This window comes from Sutcliffiella cohnii (assembly GCF_002250055.1).
In the GTDB taxonomy this organism is placed as follows: domain Bacteria; phylum Bacillota; class Bacilli; order Bacillales; family Bacillaceae_I; genus Sutcliffiella; species Sutcliffiella cohnii.
In genome coordinates this window covers 1,492,390-1,516,950 of the sequence record NZ_CP018866.1, presented here as the reverse complement: position 1 = coordinate 1,516,950, position 24,561 = coordinate 1,492,390, and the positions used below count along the sequence as shown (strand labels likewise).

Sequence of the window (24,561 nt, the reverse complement as noted above, 5' to 3'; positions counted from 1 at the left end):
ATCTATAAGTAATATCAGGCCACAACCAAGCGATTATAATTTTTTTTACAGCAGCTAAACAGAAGTGCATACATCTCAGATGTAATAGAAGTAGGCTACATAGGTGCTCTCATACCATGTCGTTGTGTAAAACAACTCATTAGCGTCCTCCTTTTATACTTTTTTCGCTTCTTCAAGTGAACCTTTGATTAGAACTGGGCACAGATCTTTTAGTTGTGCTTTTAGTTTTTCATTGATTTTTTTGCGAGCTATATATGCAGTGTAAATATCTGCAATTGCATGTTGAACTTTTATATCTGGGATAGGAATCTCAACTTCTATTAAATCATTCCATGTAAATGTCTCTCGTGCTGAACCCCAAGAATGATAACGAGCATATCTATCAAATTCAGTACGGTTAAAAAACATAGAAAGATATTCAGGCAACAACTGTGTTTCATCAGTGGAAAACACTTCATTAACAGAGGAAACAACAATATCTTCCGATGTATTATTCAAAGCGTAAGCAAAAACTTTTTCGTTATGAGTTGTCTGGACAAAAGCTATCTGGCGTGGTTTCACTACTTTATAATTTGCTAATGCATTTCGATTAACTTTAGATGTTGGAATCCTAAACTCTTTATTAATACTAATTCCCATTACATTCCGAGTACCTTTTTCACCATTTCTAACATCATAGCGTTCAATGTACTTTCCAATTCTCTTGCACGGCATTTTTCTTCGTAAATCTTCAATATAAGCATCACAAACAAGCTTCAAATCTTCAAGACCACGTTCATAACTTTGTTGGTTTGCAAGCATTGCATTGTAGATATCCACATATTTCTGCTGGATTGGAAGAGATGGGAGGTCTATATCAATATCACACATATCGTCCCACGAAAAAGTCTCCCTTGCTGAACCCCAAGAGTTAAATCTGGCATATCTGTCGAATTCTGGTCGTTTAAAGTAAATATATAGATAATCAGAAAGTAATTTTTCCGTACTAGATATCTTAAAGATAGTAGAAATTGATGAAACTAACAAATCATTGTTCGTCTTATTATAAGCCAAAGACATTTTATCCCCTCTTCTTGATGTATCTGCCACAAATGCAAAACAATGAGGTGGAACTATTTTATACGATACTAAATTAACTCCTTCTAAATCTGCCTTTGTAGGTATAAATTCTTTTTGAGTTGAAATTCCAACGATTGCATCTTTAGTTAGTAAGTTATCTCGATTTCTTATGTCTACAAGTTCAATATAATTACCTAATTTATTCAATTTCATAACCAATCCCCTTGAAAGCTTCTTCTAGCATGGTTTGTGATTTTTTCTCTGCTTTCATCACTTCTCGCATTTCTGCTTGAATGCGAGTCATTTCTTTTTCATAATCAATATCAATATCGTGATCAATAAACTCGATATATTTGCTAGGAGCAAGAGAATAGTTCTTAGCACGAAGACCACCTTCACCCTCAAGTGTAACAGACTTACAGAATTCTGGTACATCGGAATAAAGGCTAGTATCTGCTGCTTGCCAATTGTTATATACTTTCTTTATTTCAGCAATTTGGCTATCGTCCAAGACTGTCTTCTTCTTTTTCTTTCCTTTATCGATCACAATTTCTTCGATATTATTACTCCATTGACGTAGATCCATAAAAAGCACTTCATTTGTACGATCACGTAGCTGTCTACCATTTACAGTTCTTGCTTTCTTATTCATATTCATAATCCACAACGTAACAGAGATATCTGTGGTATAAAACATATCACGAGGCAGAACAATAATTGCTTCAATTTTATCACGTTCCAAAAGCTCTTTTCGGATTTCATATTCCGTTCCATCTGCATTGAGCGCACCATTAGCAAGAAGGAATCCTGCAATTCCATTTGTTACATCAAGTTTGGAAAGCATATGAAGAATCCATGCATAGTTTGCATTAGCAACAGGCGGGTTTGCAAAACCTTTAAAGCGTGGATCGTCAGTCAACTGATCTTCACCGCGCCATCCTTTAAGGTTAAATGGAGGATTCGCCATGATGTAGTCTACTTTTTTATCTTGATGTAAATCTTCTGTAAATGTAGATGCATTCTTATCACCCAAATTATGAGCAATACCTCGGATTGCGAGATTCATTTTACAAAGACGCCACGTATCCTGTTTACTTTCCTGACCGATAATCGATACTTTTTGTCTATTACCATTATGTTGGTCAACAAATTTCAGAGACTGTACAAACATACCGCCAGAACCGCAGCATGGATCATATACAACTCCACTATAAGGTTCAATAATTTCTGCCATCAATTTAACTACGGAAGCTGGTGTATAGAATTCTCCATCTTCCTTTGTACCAGCAGCGGCATAAATTTGTAAGAAATATTCGTACACACGACCAATAAGATCATCATCATGAAACCGGTGTTCATCAATCTTGTTAATCTCATCAATCAATGCCTTAATGGATGCCTTACTTGCTCCTAATGTAGCAAATAAATTTTGTGGCAATGCCCCTTTTAGTGGAGTATTGCTTTCCTCGATATCTGCCATAGCTTTATCAATAATAACAGCAATATCATTTGCACTAGCATTTTTTACAATAAAAGACCAACGTGCAGTTTCATTAACATAGAACACATTAACAGCATTGTAAAACGATACTTTCTCAAGAAACGCGGGAACATCACCGTACTGTTCCTTTATTTCGGCACGACGCTTTTCAAATTTATCACCTGCAAATTTTAAAAATACTAATCCAATAACAGCATCTCTATTTTTTTCTGTGCTTCCAATTCCACGCAGGGCAACACGACAATTCCATAATATACTTTCAAGAGTAACCTCTTTTGTTTTCGTAGCTTTCGCCATATATAAATCCTCCATATTATTTATTTTTTAAGTCACCTTAAGACATATGTTCATTACCCGAACTCGAAGCATCGTACGATCTATATCAATTCAGTGGGACATTTGGTTATAAAATGTTCTAATCCTTACATTAAAATTAATTCACTATGGTATCTTCTATATAAACTTGCAAAATCTGGAACCATTGGGCAGTTCCGAACTCCACGACATACTAGATATGACGGTGGAACTCATGAAGCCTAACCCAGAAGATGTAATTATAGACCCGGCTATGTATTCTGCTGGATTCCTTGTGTCTGCTAGCGAATATCTGCGTAGAAACTCGTATAAGTCGTCATTTGTATCGCTGTCCTTCAATAGTAGTATATTAACAATTCCCCATCGATAACCTTATCTAACATATTGAATGTATGAATCAAGAACAACGCCTCACTCATGTATTAAACTAAGTAGAGTACTCTTTCCATGTAGATCTATTATAAAAGAACACCTCTTTTGATACTACCTCATACAATTCTTCCGGTGATCCTAATTGCTTGCATCGATTCCAACGTAAATGCAGGTTATCTTTAGGAAATAACCCTTCTAGAACGTATCCAAAGTTTTATCAACCTTTTTTAATTTCACTGATATCATTCTAATTTCCTATAATACTCTCATTTCAAGTATACAGATTTTTACTTAATTAATAAATGGTAATCTTAGCAACCCGCTGCTATTCTCCTATTACTTTAGTTGAACATTTCCTTAAAGTGAAGTTTTAGGAGGTAAGTGCATCATCTTGGTTTTTTCATATCCTAGTTTGCTTCTTTTTTCTAGCAGTTTAAACAACCCATACTTACTTATTTTTCTCCCTATCATATGCGTAGCTATGTTGTAGGGACATGGGGACAGGAAAGTCGTACACACATTTTTTGACATTTTTGCAAACGAATGTGCGCACAATATTCCTGTCCCCTCGTTTCATACACTGTTACACAAGTTACCTAAAATTCATCATATTTATTGCGCAGTATAAATTCTACTGCAATTTATTAACTACCTACATTATAGAATGGTTACTCCAGAATAAAAGGTATTCTCTTGTGCATAAAATGTGTAATATGATTTCAAAACCAACCTTTTCAACCATTTTCCTCTAAAACAAAACACCCACAAATATTGACTTATCAACATTAATGAGTGTTCAATCTTTTCTAAATTAGCTTATTCTATCTAATAAAAAGATGGTCGGGCTCGAATTGATACTACTTATGAAGAAAAGATTTAGAATAGATTGTAAGACAATAGTGGTAAATAAATTTAGCATTTTCAGTTTGATCATGTAAGTAAAAACTTAAGCAGCTTTTTCCTTTGCTAGCATTTATTTTGAGAGTGACTGTTTTATTATTTTTTTCTTTAATTCATTACTTATTGCTTCGGCTCTTTTATTAAGGAAAGTGTCATAATCATCTGTGAAAATTCCAAAGTTATCAAGATCTATTAAATGTGTTTTCATCGTATTTTCTAGGTCTCTATTGGCCTTTTGAAATTCAGACATATAGATGGACGGATCCTTGGTTTTTATTTTTCTTTTATTTAGATAATCATCAACAATCGTTATGTTAGCTATATGATTAATATAAAACTCCTCTTTTTTTCCTTCTAAAAACTTTTTAGGAAAAAAATGGTGGTAATTTTTGCTCGTAGCAATTTTTAACCAATCATTATCTAAGGTAACTTTTGAATTATCCAAAAATGATTTTGGTTCCTGATAGGTGAACAAGCAAAGAATTGCTTTTATAAAACTTCTTCCAGTACTAAACCAGCCATTGTCTATAATGTCTGAAGGCTCTATATTTACCTCATAGTCATAATTAGGTAGCTTTTCTTCTAAAATTTTGTCGATCCTTTTAATATCTTGAGCAACTTTTGCTTCTAAGGATTGTGAATATCTTTCTGATATAGAGGTACGCCAAAAGAAATCCTCCAAGTATCTTCTTTGTGTGTTATTTGGTCGATCATTATGATGATAGAAAAAATAAGCAAAAGGAATAAGCAAAGCATTATATGGGAGCAACTTAGAAACTGGAATACGATAGTAACTCTTGAAGTAATCTATTGCATGTTCGAGTGCATCAATGGCACTATCCCAAATTTTTATAAATTCATCTCGACTCAAACTCAAGATATGCTTTCTTGTACATTCCTTTTTAATGAGCACAGCAATTAATTGAAGAAGAGTACTCGCTGAGATTGTTTCATATCCAACATCTTCAACACGATTTATAAATTCATCATATTTAATCGATAAATCAAAGTTTTTCGTTTCATCATATGTTTTAGCAACCATGATCTCAAAAGTCGATAAAGGTTGACCGCCGACATTTAACCTCGAAAATACTTCAGTTGCAATATCAATGGGTACATTCTTTAGAATAATGCCAGAAAAGGTATAAGTAATGAAGCGGTTTTTATACTCTTCTAATTTAGCATCAAGCGACTCTGGATAGATTCTCATTAACTTTCTGCCACCATATAATAACTCTTTTAGCTTAATTACTTCTTCTTTTTTTCTATCTTTTACATCGGTAATAACAAGCTGACCATTTTCTTCTACTGTTAGATCTATATAAATTTCTTCAAAATCCTCAACATTTGAATTCTTGTTTATTTTTAAGCCTTTAAAACTCGCATATAAACTTGTCATTCTTTGTTGTCCATCTAATACATAGTCAATTGGATGATCTTCTCTGGCATCAGGTAAATTAGCGCCACCTAAATTACGTATCGTACGTAATCTCTCTGTAGTCTTCCATAAAGTAAAACTTCCAATTGGATATCCCTTAAGAATAGAGTCCAACAACTCAGCTGATTTAGTTTTAGACCAAACAAATTCCCTTTGAAATTGTGGAATTTTGATATCTCCACTATCAATCTGATTAATAAGGTCTCCAAACTTTATATTAACATTTTCAGGTTGCTTCATATAAACTTCCCCTTGTTATTGTTGTTCTTTTCTAATTTTGCCTTAATACAATTCTTTCACCTTTAATGTGTATATCTCCTATTTTCAATATACCACTCTATAGGTAGAAAAAGCTATTGAATGGCAAATAAAGAGACTGAAACAGCCCCCCCGAAATGTTACGGTATTATCCTATAGAGGGCAAGAAAGTCGACTATGTGAACATGTGGGACATAGGGACAGGAAAGTCGTATACACATTTTTTACATTACTGTTAACAAATGCGTGCACAATATTCCTGTCCATTTATCCTCTTCAGACTATGAAATAGTAGGAATACATCACGAAGGAAGTATGGAATTTCTAGCACTTCCCCTTTATCGGACCTTTAATGTCATCCAATTTACTTCTATGAACCCTTCCACTTTCATTACTAATTGTAAAATATTTTCTACAAACACTCTCGCATGCGTCAACATTGTCCGGGGCCTTGTAAACACACTTTTTTCTAACTCACGCGCAACAAATTCTAGTTCTTTAGACACAGGGCCTAAAATATATAAAAATAGGTATATTCCTTTATTTTTTGGCATCTCCTATTATTCTAGTAAACTCCAAACACGATTTTACCATGTTTTTTGGAAGAAATTTGCCGATACATATACTTTTTTGAGCTAAAACTTCAGGAAAACATCTATCGTTCATCACTTTTATAAAAAAACATCAGAAAAGCCCCTTATTTTGTAAAAACTCGACACAAGCGTCGTTCCGTATTTTCTTATCCCCTTACATAATGTGTTAAAAAGGGGAATGGATGTGGAAAATCTAGACAAAAAACTACTAGGAAAATTAATACGTCTGCGAAGAATGGAAATGGACATTACCACTGATGAATTTGCCTTTAAGATTGGTATAGACTCTAATACACTCAATCGAATAGAACGTGGAGTTCATCTACCGGAGAGTAATACATTATATAAAATCAATCAAAACACCGGCATTAGTATTGATCGATTGTTTAATGAACACAGTAAATTAGCCAATGAAAACAAAGGGGATTAATTACTTCTACATTTAGTTTTCTAATGAAGGACTTAACATTCTAGAAAACATATCAACTATTATTTTTCGCCTCTTCCCATGCATATTTTTGAAAGGAGATTTGTTAATATAAATATGAAGGACGAGTATACGATTACAAGTAGCACGATTGCTATTCTCCCTCATTTTCACCCATTCCTACAAACTCGAGTTTTGGAGTGGGATGGAGAATATTATGTAAAGGAAAAACCATTCTACATCATTAACAACAATTGCCTACATTACGGCGCATCATACGAAGGTCGAAGAGAAGCAGTTATACATCGTACAAATTACAAACAAAAGACTCCAATTTTACTATCGGAGTCACAAGAACTAATTATCATACCCACTCATTCACCGGAGCACATGGATTGTGTCTGGATAATGTTTCACCAAATAAAGAAAATCACATCAACTCCTGCTGGTTCCACGATTGTTTTTCATAACGGCGAAGAGCTACCCCTTCCCATATCCGCAGAAGTCATTCACCAACAAATCCAAAAAGCTTCCGTAATACATTCATTATTTTGTACTAATCAGATGTTTAGTTTTAGTTTTAATTAAAGGGACATGAAGTCTGGTATCAATTCCTCGATTATTTTTTGCAATTAGTTCCCTATTTGTTTTTAATTAACAGTCAAAGACTCAGCCAATTGACCAAAAAGCTTATTCGGAAACGAATTATGAGGCAATGTTTTAGGCAGCTTTCCTACTGTTCCTTTTACATGCATTGAACCATTAGGTGGAACTTCTACAATAGTTGATTGGGTTTCTTTTGAGGTAACATCTATTAAATTAGAAAACTCTTCAATATCTAGTGCACAGATAGTTACTTCGCCGAACACTAAGCATAAGACACTTGGCTCGTAAACTACAATCATTTTGAATGGATTGTAATTCATAATAACTAAACTTAAAATGCTAGTTGATGATTCCTTGGTTAAATATTTAACAAACAGCCTTGTGTTATTGTTGACGCGATACTGCCCATAAAGTGAATATTAAGCGCTTTAAAAGATGAGAGTTCTGCAATCTGTGTTAACAAAGCCCCATAGAATAGGTCTTGGGTTTGAATTTTCATTATACTCTCTCATAATGAATACTCATTAAAATACCTTTATTCATAAATAGTGGACTTGGTTGGAATCGAACCAACTAGACACTCAGCGTATACTTGTTGCTCTACCATTGAGCTATAAGTCCCGAAAAAACATTACTGCTGTAACGAAATATAATATTCCCTATCATTATTCAGTTTATTCTATTTCCACTCTTTAAATACTTCCCCTTATTGCCTTAGCAACAAATACCTTGTCAAAATAAACCTAGTAACATACAAATTAACTGCAATAATCGCTGGTAACAAATGTGTGCATAATTCCTGTCCCCTCGTTCCATCTGGACATTATATGATGGACAAGTATACAATCACTAGCAGCACGATTGCTATTCTTCCTCAATTTTATCCGTTCCACCAAACTTAAGTTTTGGAGTGGGAAGGAGATTATTATGTAAAGGAAAAGCCACAGTACGTCATTAACAATAGTTGCTTATATTACGGGGCATCATACATCGGTGGAAGAGAAGCAATTGTACACCGAACAAACTACAAACAAAAGACTCCGATTTTATTATCGGAGTCGCAGGATCTTATTCTCATTCCAACCTATTCACCAGAGCATATGGTTTGTGTCTGGTTCATGTTTCACCAAATATCTAGAGTGGCCACTGGTCTATTGTACTAGCGTGGGTCGTGTACTTGTATGATGCTCTTTACATATAAGGAGATTTTTTTATATATTTTAAATAATAGCCACAAAGGTAATTTCCTATTGCATATATTTTGTTTGGTCAAAAATAATCAATGTTAGACTAATACTCTTCCTTACTAAACTAATTATAATATCTCCTCAGCCATTTTAAAAAGATTGTAGATCCATTAATTTTTCACTTATCAATGAATCAAAATCCTTCGGTAACAATGCTGCTTTACATACGTACGAAGCAATCATTACAGCAAATTTAGCAGCTTGGCTATATTTTGTTGCTAATTGCCTAGAAAGAGTATAATCACTTGAGTGGGCAGACATGGTTTCAAAAGCTATTTCTCTCAATAACAAGGGAATTCTGGACGTTGAATAGGGTTCTTCTAGGAATTGCCTAATTAATTGGACAAATAAATCCCATTCTGGAAGTTCAATTTCATTATCATTACCTTTATTACTAGCTATTTGGTATAACTTATTCCAATATAAATATTGGTCCATTCCTCCCCATAACCAAATTTTTAATTCTCTTGATAGGTTCTCCTTTGTCTCTGGAAGAAGATACTGATTAAAAATATCCAGAGTAACTCTGTTTAGAGTTACAGAGAATAGAGAGATTAGGTCAATTAGAAGGGCTACATGTTCGGGATTATCTGGATTAAGCTCTCTTCGAATCCCTCTAATTGTGTAAAGTGTCTTTCTAAGCTTCAATTTATCATCAGAAATATTCCAAAAATCATTTTTGACGTATTTCACTGCATTTTCTAAATGTGGGAACCTCTTGTACAATTCAAAATATTTATCCCAGGTATCACCATCGCACAGTGCGCTGTTTACCAATTTATAGTTTGTAGTAGTTTTTTTTGCAAGAATTTCAAAATCTTTTTCTGACATTAGGCTCACATTCATATTAGAAGATAGTTGTTTATGATCTCTCTCAATTTCCTTAGTGAGAAGAACTATTCCTCTTTCTGCCCTCAACAATCCCATTAATCCACTTAACCAAAAAGATCTGGTTATAGGAGATTGATTTTTTAAGGTTTTACAATCTCCTATCAAAAAACTAAGCTCCCCAAAGTTGGATGGTATTAATGCCACAGTATCGAGATCAGTTACAGTCTTCCTCTGGGGTGATACACCTTCTGCAAAATATATTTCTGCTTCCATATGTGGAAACCATTCATTTGCTATGTAATATTTGATCAGTTTTAGTTTTAAACCTTTATCCTTAATTATGTTAAACCCCCCCTATAAATATATTGTCTACTTCTTCTTGATGTTCTTCAGAAAGTGCCACATTTTCGCTTTCTTTCAACTTATTTGCGCTAATTAGTGATTCAACATATGTTTGTCCTTGACTAATAGCTAACCTCATTTGGTCGTCAACCTCTAAACCTTGTCCTTCTCCCATAGATACTAGATCTAATGCTAAACTTACAGCTTCAATATTTTCTTCTGTATTAATTAGTACAAATTTGTGCCATCCAGCTGGTGTAGATACAAGATTGCCAACTTTTAATACAGTTAATTGTCTATATTGTTCAAGTGCTTCTGTATTTGCGCCAATTTCATGATCATTTTTCAATTTTCTGAGTATTGCATATGGACTCCTAATAGCATATTTCTTTGGCAAATACTGTCCTTGTCTTACTGCTGAAACAAGTGCCATTGCTCTTTCGTAGATTTCTCTTTTTGTTGGGCTTAGACGCGCATTTCCCGGTTTAGGAGTAAATAGAAAGTAATTCTCTCCTGCATGTGAAGTCTTTATGGACGGTGGCTTAATAATGCTATCGTGCGCTAAACTCTTTAAAAGATTTATTTCAGGGTCTGTTAGCTTGACTCCGTTTATCTCTTTCCTTTGTTCAATAATGTGTAAAGGAATCCCTTGTGCTTGTTTTATTAATGTTAAAATTTTTTGGACAGTCTTTGCTCCAGATTTGGCAACGAGATCAGAGAACAGATCAGCATTTTCCGAAAAATAGACAGGACTTAATAAAATGTCCTTGCCTCTGCTTCTCTTATCAATAATATAGTTTCCTTGTTTACCAATGGATAAGTTACGTTCCACTAGTTTTTTCTCAGCTCCAAGCTCATAAATTGTAGAAGAACTTACAGGAGAGGCAGTTAGCTTTTTCAGTATAGTTACTGCTAATTGCTCTGTTTCATTAATTTGTTTTGTTTCAGCAAATTCACCAACTCCCTCATATATATCTTCATAAAATGGTACTGTGGGTAAGACTGCTTTTATTGACTTTCCCTCTGATGATAGTTTAACAAATTCAATTTCTGCGAGACTCTCCACTATACTATTACACATATATGTTGGAATATCTAAAAAATGATATGCTGCCAACTTTAGAGTAGTGTAAGGAATAATTGGAAGCCCTCTTATATTTAATGCAAGTTTAATCATATTTCCTATTTCTGTTAATAATTCAAATTCTGGTACTTGTTTATTACCTAAACCAATTGTAATGTCATGACTTCTTAGTGCTAATTCCTGACGTCTATTCAACATTTAAATTCACCTCTAGTAATAAAATACCACAATATGCACTTATTTTTCCATCTATACATTGTGTGAATAAAAGAAAACATTATGTTTACATATAGACTTATCTATTTAGAGTAAATTGAAATATGGGCATATTGACTAGTAGTTTTTCTTACCTTTTGTTAACTTTAAAACCGTTTACCTACTTTTTCACAAGTTTTTTACTTTTACATCCAATAGTTATGAAAAATATATTTTTAAAGCAATGTACCAAATAGGATTTATAATTCATCTCATATTCTCTTTTTTCTTGTATCAAAATATTAATTTATTCTCATCTACTGTCCATTTCGTAGCCCCTATGAGAAAATATTTATAATTGCGATATTATATATTACCGTTTGAAGTAGGAGTGAAGTCTAATAGCTTACATATCTTAAAATCAATCAATTGAAGAGGATTGACTTCTAATTTTTTCCATATTATTAGAATCTATTACTTTTTCCTTAAATAACTGTACTCAGCTTCTCGCCATCATTTTATTATTTAAATGAAAAATAGTAATTTACTCACTTAGTTTTATAGTATAATATTACCATAATTTCCTAAAAGAAAGGTGAGTAACATTGTCTAAAACAAAATCTTTAACACACGATGCAATAATGAAGGCCTTAGATTGGTCTTATGATAAAGCAATTAATGGTGGTGTACCTGGAATGGACACCGCCATAGAATTAGCTGATAGTTATTTACAAAAGAGTGGGACCTTAGAAGAAAAAGTTAAAAGCTTAATACTTTGGCAAAACACCAAAAGTGCTACTAGTGGATTTCTAACAGGTTTGGGAGGAATTATTACACTACCTGTTGCTGTACCCGCAAATATAACTAGCGTTATTTTAGTTCAAACAAGAATGGTTGCAGCTATTGCGCATATGGGTAGTTATGATGTAAAAGATGACCAGGTAAAGTCTTTTGTTTATGCCTGTTTGGCTGGAAATGGAGCCAAAGATATCCTTAAAAATGCAGGCGTGCAGATAGGAAAAAAACTTGCAGTAAACGGTATTAAAAGGATTCCTTTCGAAGTAATAAAAAAAATCAACCAAGCTGTAGGCTTTCGTTTACTAACAAAGTTTGGAGAAAAAGGTGTTATAAATTTAGGTAAGATGGTGCCTTTAGCAGGAGGAATTATTGGTGGTACCGTAGATGGAGTTGTTACAAATACTATAGGAAATGTTGCTTACAAACTGTTTATTCAAGAGCAAATTTCTAATAGAAATGATGAACCTGAAATTATTGATATTGTAAATGGTAAATGAAGAGATTTTGTTTTTTAGATACGGGGACTAGGAAAAGTCATTCACACGTTTTTTTACATTGCTGTTAACAAGGCATGTACAAATCATGTCCCCCAGTTCCCGCTTTCTTGTTATCTTGTTTCTTGGTACCACCGAATTCCATTTCCTCTTTGTAATTCTCCTACGTAACAGGCACTTTCAAGGAGTAGGATTGAGTTTATCTCGAAAGACAGATAATACATATATGTTTATTTTAGCGAACGAAAAACAACATTCTATCCGAAAACTTTGTATTATAAATACATCAATACTTCCTGCTCTTCTATACTTCCCTCTTCAAGTACTTTAAGTAAACTTTCTTTTTGAACGTTAATTAGAGTGCCATCATTAATTGTAAAATAAGTTGGGTGTTCTTTAATAAGTAAATTTGCTACATATCGAGATAATCCCATATTTTGAAGAATGATAACCACAGAATTACGAGTGCCGTACTCTAAATAGTTGCTCCAATTGCTCCCTGCCTGCTCCTTACCGTAGTTTTCCTCTAGGAGTAAGTAATAGTGATTTACGTATTTTTGAATAGTAAATCGGAGGATTTCTTCTATTTCTTTTATTAAGTCATTAATAAGAGTGTTAACTTGGATTCTATTTTTTCTTAAGAATACATCATATTGTTTTCTATTCTCATCATCATAATAACTAATATTCCTTTTGTTTCTTGCAGCATAATCAATACTTTGATTAATTATCTCGTTTAAACTAGTTCCATTAATCCAGTTGTTCATTAGAAGTGCAAAATATTTAAGGCTATTTTTACTTTTAAGTCTTTTTTCATATTTGTCCCATTTATAAATATCATAAAATTGATTTAATATTGCTAAACAATTTTGATAATCTATTTTCCTAGGGAAAAGTGTTTTCTTAAAATTATCTTCATTTTCTATAATAAATTGATATGCTGATTCCTGTTGTTCGACCGCCATATGTTGGTTTGTTTTTAATATATGATAGGGTACCTCTATGTTTTGTACTTTTTCTTTGGCAATATCAATAATATTTTCATGGTTATTTTTAATTAAATTACTTATGATCGGTGTTTGATAATCTGTTTCCAAATCCAATGTATCAATACTAATTATGTTTGCTAAATAGTGGACGATATCCTGTTCGCCTTTATTAATCTTTTTAATTTCTTTGTTCTGTATAGCGTCCACAATATATGTTAAATTTTTCTCTAAATTATTGGACACTGTTGGGTTCATGTGAATTTGTTCCTTATTATCTAAGATTTCATTTATTTTTTTCCAATCTTTTTCTTCATCACGAATACAAAAAATATTGCCTGACAATTCATATTTCAATCTCCCAGCTCTACCCGCAAGATTCCAAAAATCAACTTTCTTGAAATTTCGATTGCCATTTTTATTCTTTAATATAAATACATTTTTCGCAGGGAGATTTACACCTTCTAACAAAGTAGATGTACAAAATAAATACCTAATAACCCCGTCTTTAAACAACTGTTCGATATTATACCTCAAAACTTGTGGTAAACTACCAAAATGGTAAGCTACTCCTTTTTTCAGACAATCTATTAAATAATAATCGGGATGTACAATTTTTTTAATAATTTGAATCGCATCATTTATTCTTTTCTTTTGGGATCTGGTTAAAGTTTCCTCGCCATATAAAAGACTAAATTGTCTAGCCTTTGTAACTGCATCTCTTCGTGAATGACAGTAGATTAAATTTGATTGTCCTTGAGATAGCTTCTCAATTAAATCCAAACTATCAAGGTTTTGATTCATTACCATATTGGGATAATACTCTTTTATTCCATTCTCCGTATAATGAGCTACTTGTTCAATTAATAAATCCACATAAAACAGTTGCTGAGAAACTGGTGATTCATTAGAATAAAATACATGTTGTGCATCTTTATTAAACAATTTCAAAAAAACTTCAGGATTTGATACGTTAGGAGAAGCAAAAAAAAGTTGAATGCTTCGATTTGCATATATAGCCCTTTCGATTGCAGTATATAAAGTTACACTTCTTTTGTCTTGATCGCTTGCAAGTTTGTGTGCTTCATCCACGAAAAGACAGTCAATTTCTGGGTAATCATCTTCTGAAAGATAAGACAGTAGCCTTTCAGGGGTTAAAATCATGATTAAGTGTAATCCTTCGATGTTTACTCCCTCTAAATTTCCATTTGTTAGAACAGTATAATTTTGATTATCTAGTTGGTGTTGCAAGTCCTTTTTTATTTCAGTTGCAAATTGATGGATTAAAGCCCTTGTTGGCACAATAACAACTATATTAGGCTTTTTTCCTTTTTTCATTTGTTCAGATATAACGATTTTCATCATAAAAGATTTACCCATTGAAGTTGGACCTGAAAAACTGAATACAGAAGCATTCCTCATCTGATGATATAACGAGAACTGTGAGTCAGTAAGAAAGATATTCCCAAAGTCATCAATATGTTGAATTGACTTTTTTACATCCCTTTCAATTTCCCTATCAATTGGAAGGGAAACGTCATAGTTCAATAATTGTAACGCAGGGAAATTTCCTATTTTAGAAAGAGCTGCAGTTGATACTGTTTTAAAATAGGATTTCTCTTTATAAAAAGGATAAAGAAGCGTAACAACTTTATAAGCAATATTTTTATGTTTGTTGTTGGTTGAATTAGATAAGATATCGCAAAACCTTAAGATATCTATTAACTCTTTTTCATTTAGTACTTCTACTTCTTCTCTGAATATATCCTGGAAATATATCTTATTTATTTTATCGAATAACATATTAAAATACTCGTCTTCAAACGCATCGGTAGCAAGTCTTTCTAATAATTTCATGACACTTCACCTTTTAACCTTTTAATCGCAGCTTTTCTAACATCTTCTATTTTCACAAACGGAATACAATAAATGTAAAAGGAATAACCGTATAAATCGTATTTATCCACTAAACCATCTATGTGCTTAAATTCCTTTTTCACCTGTTCACTCACCAGTTGTCTTATCTGTTTTTGATATTCAGTGTTAGACAATTTTTTCATTTCATTTGTGATTTTCAAATTAAACCCCACAAAAATTCCAAATGCATGATTTGTTTGGATAACGTCCTCCTTTGCGCTTGGAAATATAATTTTTTTTAACTGATCATATGTTTGATCGTCCACAATTTCTTGTGCTAAATGGGAATTAATAAGTTGCAGTTCATATTCAACATTGTTTTTGGAATGATTTAGAAAACTGTTTATTGATTCGAAAGCTTTATTAATACCACCTCTAAGCGTCTGATACATTTTTGATTCTCCAAATACAATTTGAAATTCATTATTATCAACTTGTAATAAATGAATTCCATCGGCACCTTTTACATAATCATTATGTGATGTCTTCAAATTCATTTTAGTTAATAATTTAGGTGCTTCAAGGTGAGTCTCTAAAAAGCAATACAGCAATAACTCACCAAACTCCCCTTCATTTGACTGGTAATCTCTGAATTTTTCTTGAGCTGCAATATTTAATTCGCCAAATCGTTGTTGGTCAACATACTGCTGATACTCTTTTTTGGAAAGACAGAACGTTATCATTGAATTGGATAATTCCCTAAATAGCGGGTTTATATCAAATTTATTATTAGCAATTTTTAAAATATGCAGATTAATTCTAGAGTGTGTCTCATCAAGTTTCTGATCTTGAATTTCATGGTAAAAATGATTAAGAAATGTTTTTCTTACTAGCGGTCGAAGCAACAGAATCCATCCTTTAATACAATTTTATTGGTTCAATTATACCAATAAAATCCCAAAATGGTAACAGTTAGTTAACAACCTTTTCCTTACGTTATCCTGAAAAGTTCATATTCCTTGATTTAAGGATTTTTTTCAATAAATTCACAAATAAAATAATGATATATAATATATTCCCTATGGTTTGGTGAAAGGCTCGTAATATTAGGAGAAGGTGATGAAAACAATGGTAAAAAAGCCTTATCGTAGGACATTGGGACAGCGTATAATGGCAAATAAGTCAATCGCTATTTTTTACTAAAAAAAGACCGACTTTAAGTAAAACCCCGCATTTCCATTTTTTTGAAGGTCTAACTATCACAAAACTTATATAGAACTTCTCTAGGGCGTGAATGAATCTTGCTTTTTTCACCCTACATTGATACCGCCTAGTGAATATAAACTTGCATTTCACGTATTATTTATATTTATAGGACAAGATCCATAACGCTGTCCCGCGAGGTCTCTTTACCTCAGGAAAGTACAACTTAACCTATAAAAAGGAGCAGAAAGTTATCTTAACTTCTGCTCCTACATTTATATCTTTTAGAGTTCTTTATCGTTAATAGAATCCAAATATACTTCGATTTCTTCAATTACAGATTTTACACAACCTTCTTCAAATGGAGAAATTAAGTTTGCCTCGGCCACTAATTGTGTAAATGATTTACTTCCGCCTTGTTTGCATAAGTGTAAATAATCAGCCCACGCTGCATCCTTGTTTTCTTGTGTTCTCTTCCAGAATTGAAGCGCGCAAATTTGTGCAAGTGTGTAATCGATATAATAGAATGGTACTTTGTAAATATGACCCTGTTGTTGCCAAAAACCACCGTTCTCTAAAAATTCATTTCCATCATAGTCAAGATGAGGCAAATACGTTTTCTCTATTTCTCTCCACGCAGATTTACGCTCTTGTGGCGTTGCTTTTGGATTAGCGTAAACAAAATGCTGGAATTCATCCACTGCCACACCATAAGGAATGAACTGTACTGCTTCACTTAAATGAGAGAACTTATATTTGTCGGTATCTTCTTCAAAGAATAGATCCATCCATGGCCAATTAAAGAATTCCATACTCATCGAATGAATTTCACATGCTTCTAATGTTGGAAACCCATACTCAGGAACTTCATATCCACGACTAGAATATACTTGGAACGCATGTCCTACTTCATGTTTTAAAACTCTAACATCACCTTTAGTACCGTTAAAGTTAGCAAAAATGTATGGCGATTTGTATTTACTAATATACGTACAATAGCCTCCACCTGCTTTACCTTTCTTACTTAAAAGGTCCATTAAATCATGATCTAGCATAAAGTTATAAAATTCTGCTGTTTCAGGAGACATCTCATCATACATCTTTTTTGCTTGTCTTACAATCCATTCCGCATCCCCTTTAGGATCTGGATTTCCTGTTTTAAAGCTGTATCCAACATCATAGTACTTTAATGAATCAACACCAATTCTCTCTTGCTGTTTTTCTCTTAACTTTGTTGCTAGTGGAACAATATACTCTTTTACTTGATTGCGGAAATTAGCGACCATCTCTGCATCATAGTCCGTACGTTTTAAACGAGCATAAGCAAGCTCTGTAAAAGAATCAAAGCCCAATTTTTCAGCGATTGTTGTACGCACTTTTACTAGTTTGTCATACAGCTCATCTAATTGATCTGCGTTTTCAACAAAGTATGCATATTTTGCTTCGTTTGAAAGTTTACGAGTTTCTCGATCTGTTGATTGATGGAAAGCAGCCAATTGAGCGAGATTTCTTTCTTGTCCTTCAAACTCAATTTTTGCTGCAGCTAATAGCTTGACGTACTCACTAACAAGTTTGTTTTCCTCTTTCAAATCATCTAAAACGTCAGGTGAAAATGTCTTTAACTCACTGTCAGCAAGTAGAAATAATTGCTTGCCCCATTTCTCTTCTAGCTGTGCGCGAAACTTCGATTGTGTTAATGCTTTGTAATAGTTTGTTACTAACCCTTTATAAGCTGGTCCGACTTGATCGAAGAAGCTTTTTTCCTCTTGGTAAAACTCATCTGTTGTATCAATTGTATGGCGGATTTGAACAATTTGTCTCATAGACTCTACTTCACTACGAACCTCGTTAATAGCAGTCATTACTCTATCTTGTTCTTCAAATGACGTTGCATTGGTAAAGTCCGTTAAAAGCTGACTAAACTCCGCTTCTACCTTTTCTAAGTTCGGTCTCACATACTGATATTCATTAAACTTCATGATAACTCCCCTTTTGCTGAATATGTATAAAACAATGTATACTACGTATTTTCGACAAAGTACTCCTTAATTCCTTTTAAAAAAGCAAAAGAATTTCGTTTTCCGAAACATAAAGTTACAAGAATGGACTGGCTAACGTAATTGGTGAAAGAGTAAATATAATTATTGCAAGAGACATGGGGAAATGTTCACACATAGATGTTTAACAAATGCGTGAACGATCCTGTCCCCTCGTTCCTTTCAAAAATTTGATTGGTTTTCTTTTGGGTAAGGTAACATCTATTAAATTAGAAAACTCTTTAATAACTACTGCACAGATAGTTACTTCGCCGCACACTAAGCATAAGAACACTTGGCTCGTATACTACAAATCACTTTGCATGGATTGCAATTCATGATTACTAAACTTAAAATGCCATAGTAATAATTCCTCGTTTAAATATAAAACTAACAGCCTTGTGTTATCGTTGACAAGATAGTCCCCATAAAGAGAATCCTCTTTATAAAGTGCTTTAAAAGGTGAATGTTCAGCAATTTGTGTTAACACAGCCACATGGTATAGGTCTTGGTTTTGAATTTTCATTAGACACCCTCATAATGAATACTCATTAAAATATCTTTATTCGATAATGGTGGACTTGGTTGGAATCGAACCAACTAGACACTCAGCGTATACTGGTTGCTCTACCATTGAGCTACAAGTCCCCAAAAAAACATTACGGCTGTAACGAAATATATTATTCCCTATCATTATTTGTTTATTCTATTTCCACTTTTTAAATACTTCCCTTTTCGCCTTAGCAATGCCAACAGGGGGACATATATTGAAAATTCACTGTCATGATGATCCCTGTATTCTGGCAATTTTCACCAGCAAACGCTACTAGGTTTTGGTTATAATATTTGTATTAATAGTCATTTACTAAAAAAGACCGGCTGGTGCTGTAACACTAGAGGTCCACACAATAGCAAGTTCCCTTCAAGGGAGTCAGCATTGTGGGAATAAAATAACCCATCCTGTTAGCTGCGCTGCTCAAGGGTGGGTTATTTTTTGTGTTAATTAAAAGATTTTTGTAGAAAATAGAACATTTTAATAAAATACTTTGTCAACGTTATATTTGGATTCTAGTTTATTAATGATATATGTCTCATAAATGTCTCGTTCCATTGGATCTTCTACTAAGCAAATATCGATTCTATGTACTTCGTCTCTGTGATCTTTAATAGGTGAAACAGTATCTTCAAAATGTTTTTTAATTCTTTGACGTAGTTTCCGTGCTTTCCCAACAAAAAGAAGTTCATCATTTATGTTAAAAAATAAGAAAATGCCACCTTTATCTCTTGGTATTAGATGAAAATCAATAAATCCGTAAATATCTTTGATTCTTGGTTCATTTCCTTTCGGAAATTGTTTCCGTTCTGTAATCGTAATATCTGGAGTAGGAATGCTAATTTTTATCATGTTTAATCATTTCCCCTTTTGTGTAGAGATAATGGTATTATGTGTAGAAAAGAAATGAGTTATAACACTTAATTAATATACTTAATTCTTTCTTCAGTTCTCTCTAATAGTTTAGATAATCACACTTGTCACCATAAAAAGAGAAAAAACCGCCCATTGACCGAATGATAGCGGTTAATTCCTTTTTTCTTCATCTATCTAGGTCAGCCGCTCTACTTGCGGCAAGTACTTCCTATCAAAACGGTACCTTTTTATAATACCTTCTAGTAGAAAGTGGGTGATTTCGTTGTTCTTCTAAATGGCAGCTTACTCGTTCGAGAAGAGTTGCCAGGACAATCGGTGACACTAAAGATCGTACTTCTGGTGATATCCCTTCTAACTCATAGTCCTTCGTATCAAATACAGTTAAATCTTTTGAGTAATGCTCTGCAAATCGCTCCACTCTTTCTGTCAAGGCTCTAGATTTGTCTTCTCCCTTAAATAATAGAATACTTGTGTCTTCTTCCACGAGCTCAAGTGTCCCATGGAAGAAGTCAGAAGCGTGTACTGGACGGGTTTTAATCCATTGCATTTCTTCTAATATACACATCCCATAATAGTAGGTTTGCCCCCAATCAATTCCTGTTCCGGAAAGGATATGATAGGTTGTCTCTTTATGCTTTTTTGCAAATGCAGCAGCACGCTCTTCCGTTGCCTCTTTCACTTTTACGAGCGCCTCTGGAAGTTTACTCATTTCCTCAACGACTTGGTGATATGTTGGCATTTCATTACGTTTATACATTAACCGAAATACTAACAAATATGATTGGATATAGAACGATTCACAAGATGTATCGTCTGCTGCATAATTTACAAACGTATAATCTGTACAGTTTGCAAGCGGTGTGTTCGCATGCCCGACTAAGCTAATAGTAGTAGCTCCTTTTTCTTTACAGAACTCAGCGGCTGCTACAGTTTCTTTTGTCGTACCAGACAATGACGGTAGGATGACTAATGATTTCTCACCGAGATGCTTGTGATCCATTAACATCAATTCGGAAGAAATTTCAGTGTATACCGGCAAACTGGAATTATTCTTTACAACATACTCTGCTGCAAACATCAAAATTGTGGCTCCACCTGTTCCGACAAAGAAGACGTTTTCGATTCCATTTTCATAAATGGAGTCAATTGCTTCTTCAAAATCATGTTTTAGGGACAGTGCTCCGTTTTGGATTCGTAAAAATCTCTCCACATCAAAATTAAACATCCATTTCCCTCCTTAATAATCCATTTTTCGGTAGTATCTTCTAATATCTAACGAGTGATCTCTCTCCCGTTCTAAATAGACACTTAATCGAGATGTTAATGCCCAGTTCACATTAATCGCGACATATTTTCTAAATTCTTCGCTAATACCAGCTATCTTGTAATCCTTAGTATCTAGTATAAAAAGTTCTTTTGTAATCTTAGAGGCAAAGCGCTCTACTCTTTCTGCTAACGGACGAGTTTCATCTTCTCCCTTAAAAATGATTACACTCGTATCTTCCTCAACGATCTCCAAAGTTCCATGGAAAAACTCTGCAGCGTGGATCGATTTAGACTTAATCCATTGCATTTCCTCCAAAATACACATTGCATAGGAGTACGTGTTCCCCCATAGATTCCCCGCTCCAACTAACATATGGTAGCCTGTATCTTTATGCTTAATCGCAAATTGTTCTGCTCTTGAATCAAACTCCTCCATTGCCTGCACCATTCCTTCTGGTAATGACGCTAACTCATTTGCAAATTTCTCGTATTGAGGAAACTCATCGTGATTATGAATAAAGCGGAAAGTAAGCAATTGCAAATGGATAAAGAATGTATCAAATGAATGCTTCTCTTTCCCAGTAGAAATGCAGTAATCAACAGCTTTTGCGAGCGGTGTATCAGGTATTGCAACTAACCCAATAGTTGTAGCTCCTTTTTCCTTACAGAATTCTGCAGCGGCGACAGTTTCCTTCGTTGTACCAGTAACAGATGCAAATATACATACAGAATCCTTCGTTAAATGGCGATTGTTCACCACAAGTAGCTCTGCAGCAATCTCAGCGTGAACCTCTAAAGAAGAAGTGGATTTAAAGATATATTCGTACGGATACATCATCGCAATTGTTCCACCAGATCCAATCAAAAAGATATTTTTGAACCCCTTTTGAGAAATTGCATCAACGACATTTTCAATTTCCTCCCTCTTAGAAAAAGCTTCCTTTCCAACGGCTTGTAAAAAAGAATTAGCATCAAATTTTAACATTGTATTCCCTCCAATTTTAATAGTACGTACTCCTGAATACCCTCCCATACTTACTCGCATACACGAGAGAGGACGAACCCCCACACGCTACAAAATAAACATGGTTTATGTCTTGATGTGTAATTCCACTTCAGCTAACATTTTGTTTCCTCCTTTATCATTTACTGACTTTCACTAGCTCCATGTTGCTTTTTGTATATTGAAGCCTTTGATATGAAATGAAACATATCAAGGCACATCCACACACACCGACACATGAATAAAGAAACACTTTCGGTAAAAAGAAATCTATCAATAGCCCGCCAAATAAAGGCCCAATCGTCCTTCCTACATTAGCCGCCCCATTTACAATCCCTTGGTATATACCTTTTCGACCATTTGGTGCAAGGTGATCTGCTATCGCAGGTACGAGTGGAAAAATTAGAATCTCTCCTATCGTCATGATCATCATCCCTATTAAAAAGGCACTGTATTGCTGACTCTGCGAAAGTAAAAGAAATGTAATCATGTATAAAACAACACCAGCCTCCAGCTGCCATCCCCATCCTATATTTCGCCTTTGCATGAACCACTGAATAATTGGCTGTAAGAGGATGATTAATAGTCCATTTACGGTCCACAGCAAGCTATAAGAGGACAGGCTATATCCAAATTGAAGCATTACACTCGAAATCGTAGTCTGCCATTGAATATAAGTGATCCAACAGAACATAAACCCCAAACAAAGAACTAGGAACGATACAAAGCCAGGTGATTTAGAAAATCGTACCGAACGATTAAGTGTACGTGACGGTTTTTCTGACTGTTGAACCTGTTGTTTAGGTTCTTGAAGCAAAAACCAAACAACTAAAAGGAAAATCACGTATGAGGATGCATTCGCCCAAAATACATAACGGAAGGAAAACTGTGCAACAATCCCCCCTAATGCCGTTCCAATGGCTACTCCAATATTTAAAATAAGGTATATGAGATTGTAGCTACGCCTTCCCCCTTCTACCCAAACACTCCCTGCAAGCGCATAGATTGCTGGAAAAATCGTTCCAATACCTACTCCCAATAAAATCATTGCAAAAATATAAGCTGGCCAGGAAAGACCGACCGATATCACCAGTAACATTAGAGTTGAAGCAATTCCGCCATATAACAGCGTAATTTTTCCACGTAAACGGTCATACAAATAACCGCCTAGAAAACTTCCAACAATTTCAGCAGCTGAGTGGACCATCAAAACGAAACCTGCATCTGTTAACGATCGGTTCATCCCTTGCGTAATGTAAATGGTGTGCAACGGCCACAGAAATGCCATTCCCGTTGAATTGATCAACATGGCAATCATCAAGACTTTAAGGTTTCTTGGGTAGCTCCTCCATAATTTCATCTTATCTAGCCCCTATCTATCGTTCTCTTTCCTGTTTACTTCCTTAATCCAGATAGATAGGGTTGAAGTGTTTTTAGCGTCCGTTCGATTGCTTGATTTGGGTTTTGCAAGTACTGATACGATGTAAATTCTAACGTTAAAGCCCCTCTGTATTGATATTTTTCTAATGTTTCTATATACGTTTGAATTGGTAGCGTTCCATCTCCCCAAGCAAGATGTCCGGTTGGATTTCCATCGATGAAATGAATGTGAACCAAATCATTTCCTAGCTCTTCCAAATAGTTCGCTAAGCTCTCACCTTCCACCGCCATAGGAATTGTGTCAACCATCCCTTTTAGGTACATTGATGGTACAGACGAGAGCATTTCTTTAAGATCTGCTAATGTACAGATAAGGTTTGATTCAACCTTTTGCAATGGTTCTAGCGCCAAGGTAATGTTTCGTTCCTCAGCATAAGCAGTAAGCTGTTCAAGTGAATCCCTTGTTCTTTTTAACGCCTCCTCTTTTGACTCGTTACGATACCCCCAGCCTACTGTTACTAACACCATGGGTGCTTCTATTTCAATGGCGGCATCCATCGACTTTTTAAAGTAATTAACACTTCTCTCCCGAATCCTCGCTTCTTTTGCAGATAGGTTAATGGGATACATACATTGTTCTGGTGTGAAACAGACTACCTTAAGTTCCCTTTTATCTATCTCTTTTTTGATCTGACGTACCTCTCTTAAGTTTAGATCTTCTACATAAAGGTGCGGAGATGCGCCCCAAAGCTCGATTTTTTCAAATTCATATGTAACCATCGCATCTAGAAAGTATTCAAGTGGATAGTGCAAATAGTGAAAATTCATACCTGTTATTTGTGACCTTTTCATCCTACTCACCTCTTCCCTACAACATAAGAATATTAATGTTCGATTTGGTATATACCATTTGAACCAATATTAATTTATTTATATTAGTA

20 protein-coding genes, 1 tRNA gene and 2 pseudogenes are annotated in these 24,561 nt (G+C 34.2%); 5 read left to right on the top strand and 18 right to left on the bottom strand.

Annotated elements, in window-relative coordinates:
• Window positions 1-153 precede the first annotated feature (153 nt).
• Together BC6307_RS07185 and BC6307_RS07180 are read right to left on the bottom strand one after the other, a co-directional pair.
• The gene (locus BC6307_RS07185; protein WP_084380108.1) at window positions 154-1,272 is read right to left on the bottom strand and encodes a restriction endonuclease subunit S; all 1,119 of its coding nucleotides are present in this window, start codon (window positions 1,270-1,272) and stop codon (window positions 154-156) included.
• Window positions 1,259-2,857, bottom strand: coding sequence for a type I restriction-modification system subunit M (locus BC6307_RS07180; RefSeq protein WP_066411219.1), 1,599 nt, complete (start codon window positions 2,855-2,857; stop codon window positions 1,259-1,261). The genes BC6307_RS07185 and BC6307_RS07180 overlap by 14 nt, the downstream gene beginning before the upstream one ends.
• Window positions 2,858-3,007: 150 nt before the next feature.
• Here BC6307_RS07180 and BC6307_RS24735 point away from each other — a divergent pair.
• Window positions 3,008-3,179: pseudogene (locus tag BC6307_RS24735) on the top strand (N-6 DNA methylase); the annotation flags it as partial.
• 1,041 nt (window positions 3,180-4,220) lie between these two features.
• On the opposite strand, the gene BC6307_RS07170 reads toward BC6307_RS24735, so the two are convergent.
• Together BC6307_RS07170 and BC6307_RS07165 are read right to left on the bottom strand one after the other, a co-directional pair.
• Complete coding sequence (locus BC6307_RS07170) at window positions 4,221-5,825, bottom strand: DUF262 domain-containing protein (protein ID WP_066411223.1); 1,605 nt, start codon at window positions 5,823-5,825, stop codon at window positions 4,221-4,223.
• A 356-nt stretch (window positions 5,826-6,181) separates the two neighbouring features.
• Window positions 6,182-6,397 carry a hypothetical protein gene (locus BC6307_RS07165; RefSeq protein WP_066411226.1) on the bottom strand — a complete coding sequence of 72 codons (216 nt, stop codon included), beginning with the start codon at window positions 6,395-6,397 and terminating at the stop codon, window positions 6,182-6,184.
• Between the two features lie 223 nt (window positions 6,398-6,620).
• Here BC6307_RS07165 and BC6307_RS07160 point away from each other — a divergent pair, with 223 nt between their 5' ends.
• The gene (locus BC6307_RS07160; RefSeq protein ID WP_066411232.1) at window positions 6,621-6,866 is read left to right on the top strand and encodes a helix-turn-helix domain-containing protein; all 246 of its coding nucleotides are present in this window, start codon (window positions 6,621-6,623) and stop codon (window positions 6,864-6,866) included.
• Window positions 6,867-6,944: 78 nt separating this feature from the next.
• A complete protein-coding gene (locus tag BC6307_RS25705; protein WP_084380112.1) occupies window positions 6,945-7,451 on the top strand; it encodes a competence protein ComK in 507 nt (168 codons plus the stop codon).
• Window positions 7,452-7,513: 62 nt separating this feature from the next.
• Here the strand turns inward: BC6307_RS25705 and BC6307_RS07150 are convergent, their stop codons facing one another.
• Together BC6307_RS07150 and BC6307_RS07145 are read right to left on the bottom strand one after the other, a co-directional pair.
• Complete coding sequence (locus BC6307_RS07150; RefSeq protein ID WP_066411236.1) at window positions 7,514-7,789, bottom strand: hypothetical protein; 276 nt, start codon at window positions 7,787-7,789, stop codon at window positions 7,514-7,516.
• Between the two features lie 229 nt (window positions 7,790-8,018).
• Window positions 8,019-8,090 (bottom strand): annotated as a pseudogene (locus BC6307_RS07145).
• Between the two features lie 284 nt (window positions 8,091-8,374).
• Between BC6307_RS07145 and BC6307_RS25700 the strand changes: the two are divergent.
• Window positions 8,375-8,632 (top strand): competence protein ComK, encoded by a 258-nt coding sequence (locus BC6307_RS25700; RefSeq protein ID WP_084380114.1) that lies wholly within the window; start codon window positions 8,375-8,377, stop codon window positions 8,630-8,632.
• 174 nt (window positions 8,633-8,806) lie between these two features.
• On the opposite strand, the gene BC6307_RS07135 is transcribed toward BC6307_RS25700, so the two are convergent.
• Both BC6307_RS07135 and BC6307_RS07130 read right to left on the bottom strand, forming a co-directional pair.
• On the bottom strand, window positions 8,807-9,820 hold the full coding sequence (locus BC6307_RS07135; protein ID WP_066411238.1) for a hypothetical protein: 1,014 nt from the start codon (window positions 9,818-9,820) through the stop codon (window positions 8,807-8,809).
• Window positions 9,821-9,890: 70 nt separating this feature from the next.
• Entirely contained in the window at window positions 9,891-11,171 is a 1,281-nt protein-coding gene (locus tag BC6307_RS07130; protein ID WP_066411240.1) for a hypothetical protein, read from the bottom strand.
• Window positions 11,172-11,773: 602 nt separating this feature from the next.
• Here BC6307_RS07130 and BC6307_RS07125 point away from each other — a divergent pair.
• Window positions 11,774-12,463 carry an EcsC family protein gene (locus BC6307_RS07125; RefSeq protein ID WP_235858037.1) on the top strand — a complete coding sequence of 230 codons (690 nt, stop codon included), beginning with the start codon at window positions 11,774-11,776 and terminating at the stop codon, window positions 12,461-12,463.
• Window positions 12,464-12,735: 272 nt separating this feature from the next.
• Here the strand turns inward: BC6307_RS07125 and BC6307_RS07120 are convergent, their stop codons facing one another.
• The 10 genes from BC6307_RS07120 to BC6307_RS07075 form a co-directional block, all read right to left on the bottom strand.
• Window positions 12,736-15,303 carry a DEAD/DEAH box helicase gene (locus BC6307_RS07120; RefSeq protein ID WP_066411241.1) on the bottom strand — a complete coding sequence of 856 codons (2,568 nt, stop codon included), beginning with the start codon at window positions 15,301-15,303 and terminating at the stop codon, window positions 12,736-12,738.
• Window positions 15,300-16,208 (bottom strand): HamA C-terminal domain-containing protein, encoded by a 909-nt coding sequence (locus BC6307_RS07115; RefSeq protein ID WP_066411242.1) that lies wholly within the window; start codon window positions 16,206-16,208, stop codon window positions 15,300-15,302. Before BC6307_RS07115 ends, BC6307_RS07120 begins: the two co-directional genes overlap by 4 nt.
• Window positions 16,209-16,790: 582 nt before the next feature.
• Window positions 16,791-18,485 (bottom strand): M3 family oligoendopeptidase, encoded by a 1,695-nt coding sequence (locus tag BC6307_RS07110; protein WP_066411243.1) that lies wholly within the window; start codon window positions 18,483-18,485, stop codon window positions 16,791-16,793.
• A 364-nt stretch (window positions 18,486-18,849) separates the two neighbouring features.
• Window positions 18,850-19,068 (bottom strand): hypothetical protein, encoded by a 219-nt coding sequence (locus tag BC6307_RS07105; RefSeq protein WP_066411245.1) that lies wholly within the window; start codon window positions 19,066-19,068, stop codon window positions 18,850-18,852.
• Window positions 19,069-19,115: 47 nt separating this feature from the next.
• A tRNA-OTHER gene (locus BC6307_RS07100) sits at window positions 19,116-19,190 on the bottom strand.
• 385 nt (window positions 19,191-19,575) lie between these two features.
• Window positions 19,576-19,947 carry a nucleotide excision repair endonuclease gene (locus BC6307_RS07095; protein ID WP_066411248.1) on the bottom strand — a complete coding sequence of 124 codons (372 nt, stop codon included), beginning with the start codon at window positions 19,945-19,947 and terminating at the stop codon, window positions 19,576-19,578.
• A 235-nt stretch (window positions 19,948-20,182) separates the two neighbouring features.
• The gene (locus tag BC6307_RS07090) at window positions 20,183-21,196 is read right to left on the bottom strand and encodes an SIS domain-containing protein (RefSeq protein ID WP_066411250.1); all 1,014 of its coding nucleotides are present in this window, start codon (window positions 21,194-21,196) and stop codon (window positions 20,183-20,185) included.
• Window positions 21,197-21,208: 12 nt separating this feature from the next.
• Window positions 21,209-22,222, bottom strand: a complete 1,014-nt coding sequence (locus BC6307_RS07085; RefSeq protein ID WP_066411339.1) for an SIS domain-containing protein — start codon at window positions 22,220-22,222, stop codon at window positions 21,209-21,211.
• Window positions 22,223-22,379: 157 nt separating this feature from the next.
• Window positions 22,380-23,600 carry an MDR family MFS transporter gene (locus BC6307_RS07080; RefSeq protein ID WP_066411254.1) on the bottom strand — a complete coding sequence of 407 codons (1,221 nt, stop codon included), beginning with the start codon at window positions 23,598-23,600 and terminating at the stop codon, window positions 22,380-22,382.
• A 35-nt stretch (window positions 23,601-23,635) separates the two neighbouring features.
• The gene (locus BC6307_RS07075) at window positions 23,636-24,472 is read right to left on the bottom strand and encodes a TIM barrel protein (protein ID WP_066411260.1); all 837 of its coding nucleotides are present in this window, start codon (window positions 24,470-24,472) and stop codon (window positions 23,636-23,638) included.
• Window positions 24,473-24,561 lie beyond the last annotated feature (89 nt).

What these genes read in the sequence shown, in the direction of transcription:
- BC6307_RS07185 (WP_084380108.1), bottom strand. Translation starts at nt 1,272, where the DNA reads ATGAAATTGAATAAATTAGGTAATTATATTGAACTTGTAGACATAAGA.
- BC6307_RS25705 (WP_084380112.1), top strand. Translation starts at nt 6,945, where the DNA reads ATGCATATTTTTGAAAGGAGATTTGTTAATATAAATATGAAGGACGAG.
- BC6307_RS07130 (WP_066411240.1), bottom strand. Translation starts at nt 11,171, where the DNA reads ATGTTGAATAGACGTCAGGAATTAGCACTAAGAAGTCATGACATTACA.
- BC6307_RS07110 (WP_066411243.1), bottom strand. Translation starts at nt 18,485, where the DNA reads ATGAAGTTTAATGAATATCAGTATGTGAGACCGAACTTAGAAAAGGTA.
- BC6307_RS07075 (WP_066411260.1), bottom strand. Translation starts at nt 24,472, where the DNA reads ATGAAAAGGTCACAAATAACAGGTATGAATTTTCACTATTTGCACTAT.
- BC6307_RS07080 (WP_066411254.1), bottom strand. Translation starts at nt 23,600, where the DNA reads ATGAAATTATGGAGGAGCTACCCAAGAAACCTTAAAGTCTTGATGATT.
- BC6307_RS07095 (WP_066411248.1), bottom strand. Translation starts at nt 19,947, where the DNA reads ATGATAAAAATTAGCATTCCTACTCCAGATATTACGATTACAGAACGG.
- BC6307_RS07120 (WP_066411241.1), bottom strand. Translation starts at nt 15,303, where the DNA reads ATGAAATTATTAGAAAGACTTGCTACCGATGCGTTTGAAGACGAGTAT.
- BC6307_RS07165 (WP_066411226.1), bottom strand. Translation starts at nt 6,397, where the DNA reads ATGCCAAAAAATAAAGGAATATACCTATTTTTATATATTTTAGGCCCT.
- BC6307_RS07180 (WP_066411219.1), bottom strand. Translation starts at nt 2,857, where the DNA reads ATGGCGAAAGCTACGAAAACAAAAGAGGTTACTCTTGAAAGTATATTA.
- BC6307_RS07085 (WP_066411339.1), bottom strand. Translation starts at nt 22,222, where the DNA reads ATGTTAAAATTTGATGCTAATTCTTTTTTACAAGCCGTTGGAAAGGAA.
- BC6307_RS07090 (WP_066411250.1), bottom strand. Translation starts at nt 21,196, where the DNA reads ATGTTTAATTTTGATGTGGAGAGATTTTTACGAATCCAAAACGGAGCA.
- BC6307_RS07105 (WP_066411245.1), bottom strand. Translation starts at nt 19,068, where the DNA reads ATGAAAATTCAAAACCAAGACCTATACCATGTGGCTGTGTTAACACAA.
- BC6307_RS07135 (WP_066411238.1), bottom strand. Translation starts at nt 9,820, where the DNA reads ATGGAAGCAGAAATATATTTTGCAGAAGGTGTATCACCCCAGAGGAAG.
- BC6307_RS07150 (WP_066411236.1), bottom strand. Translation starts at nt 7,789, where the DNA reads ATGAATTACAATCCATTCAAAATGATTGTAGTTTACGAGCCAAGTGTC.
- BC6307_RS07170 (WP_066411223.1), bottom strand. Translation starts at nt 5,825, where the DNA reads ATGAAGCAACCTGAAAATGTTAATATAAAGTTTGGAGACCTTATTAAT.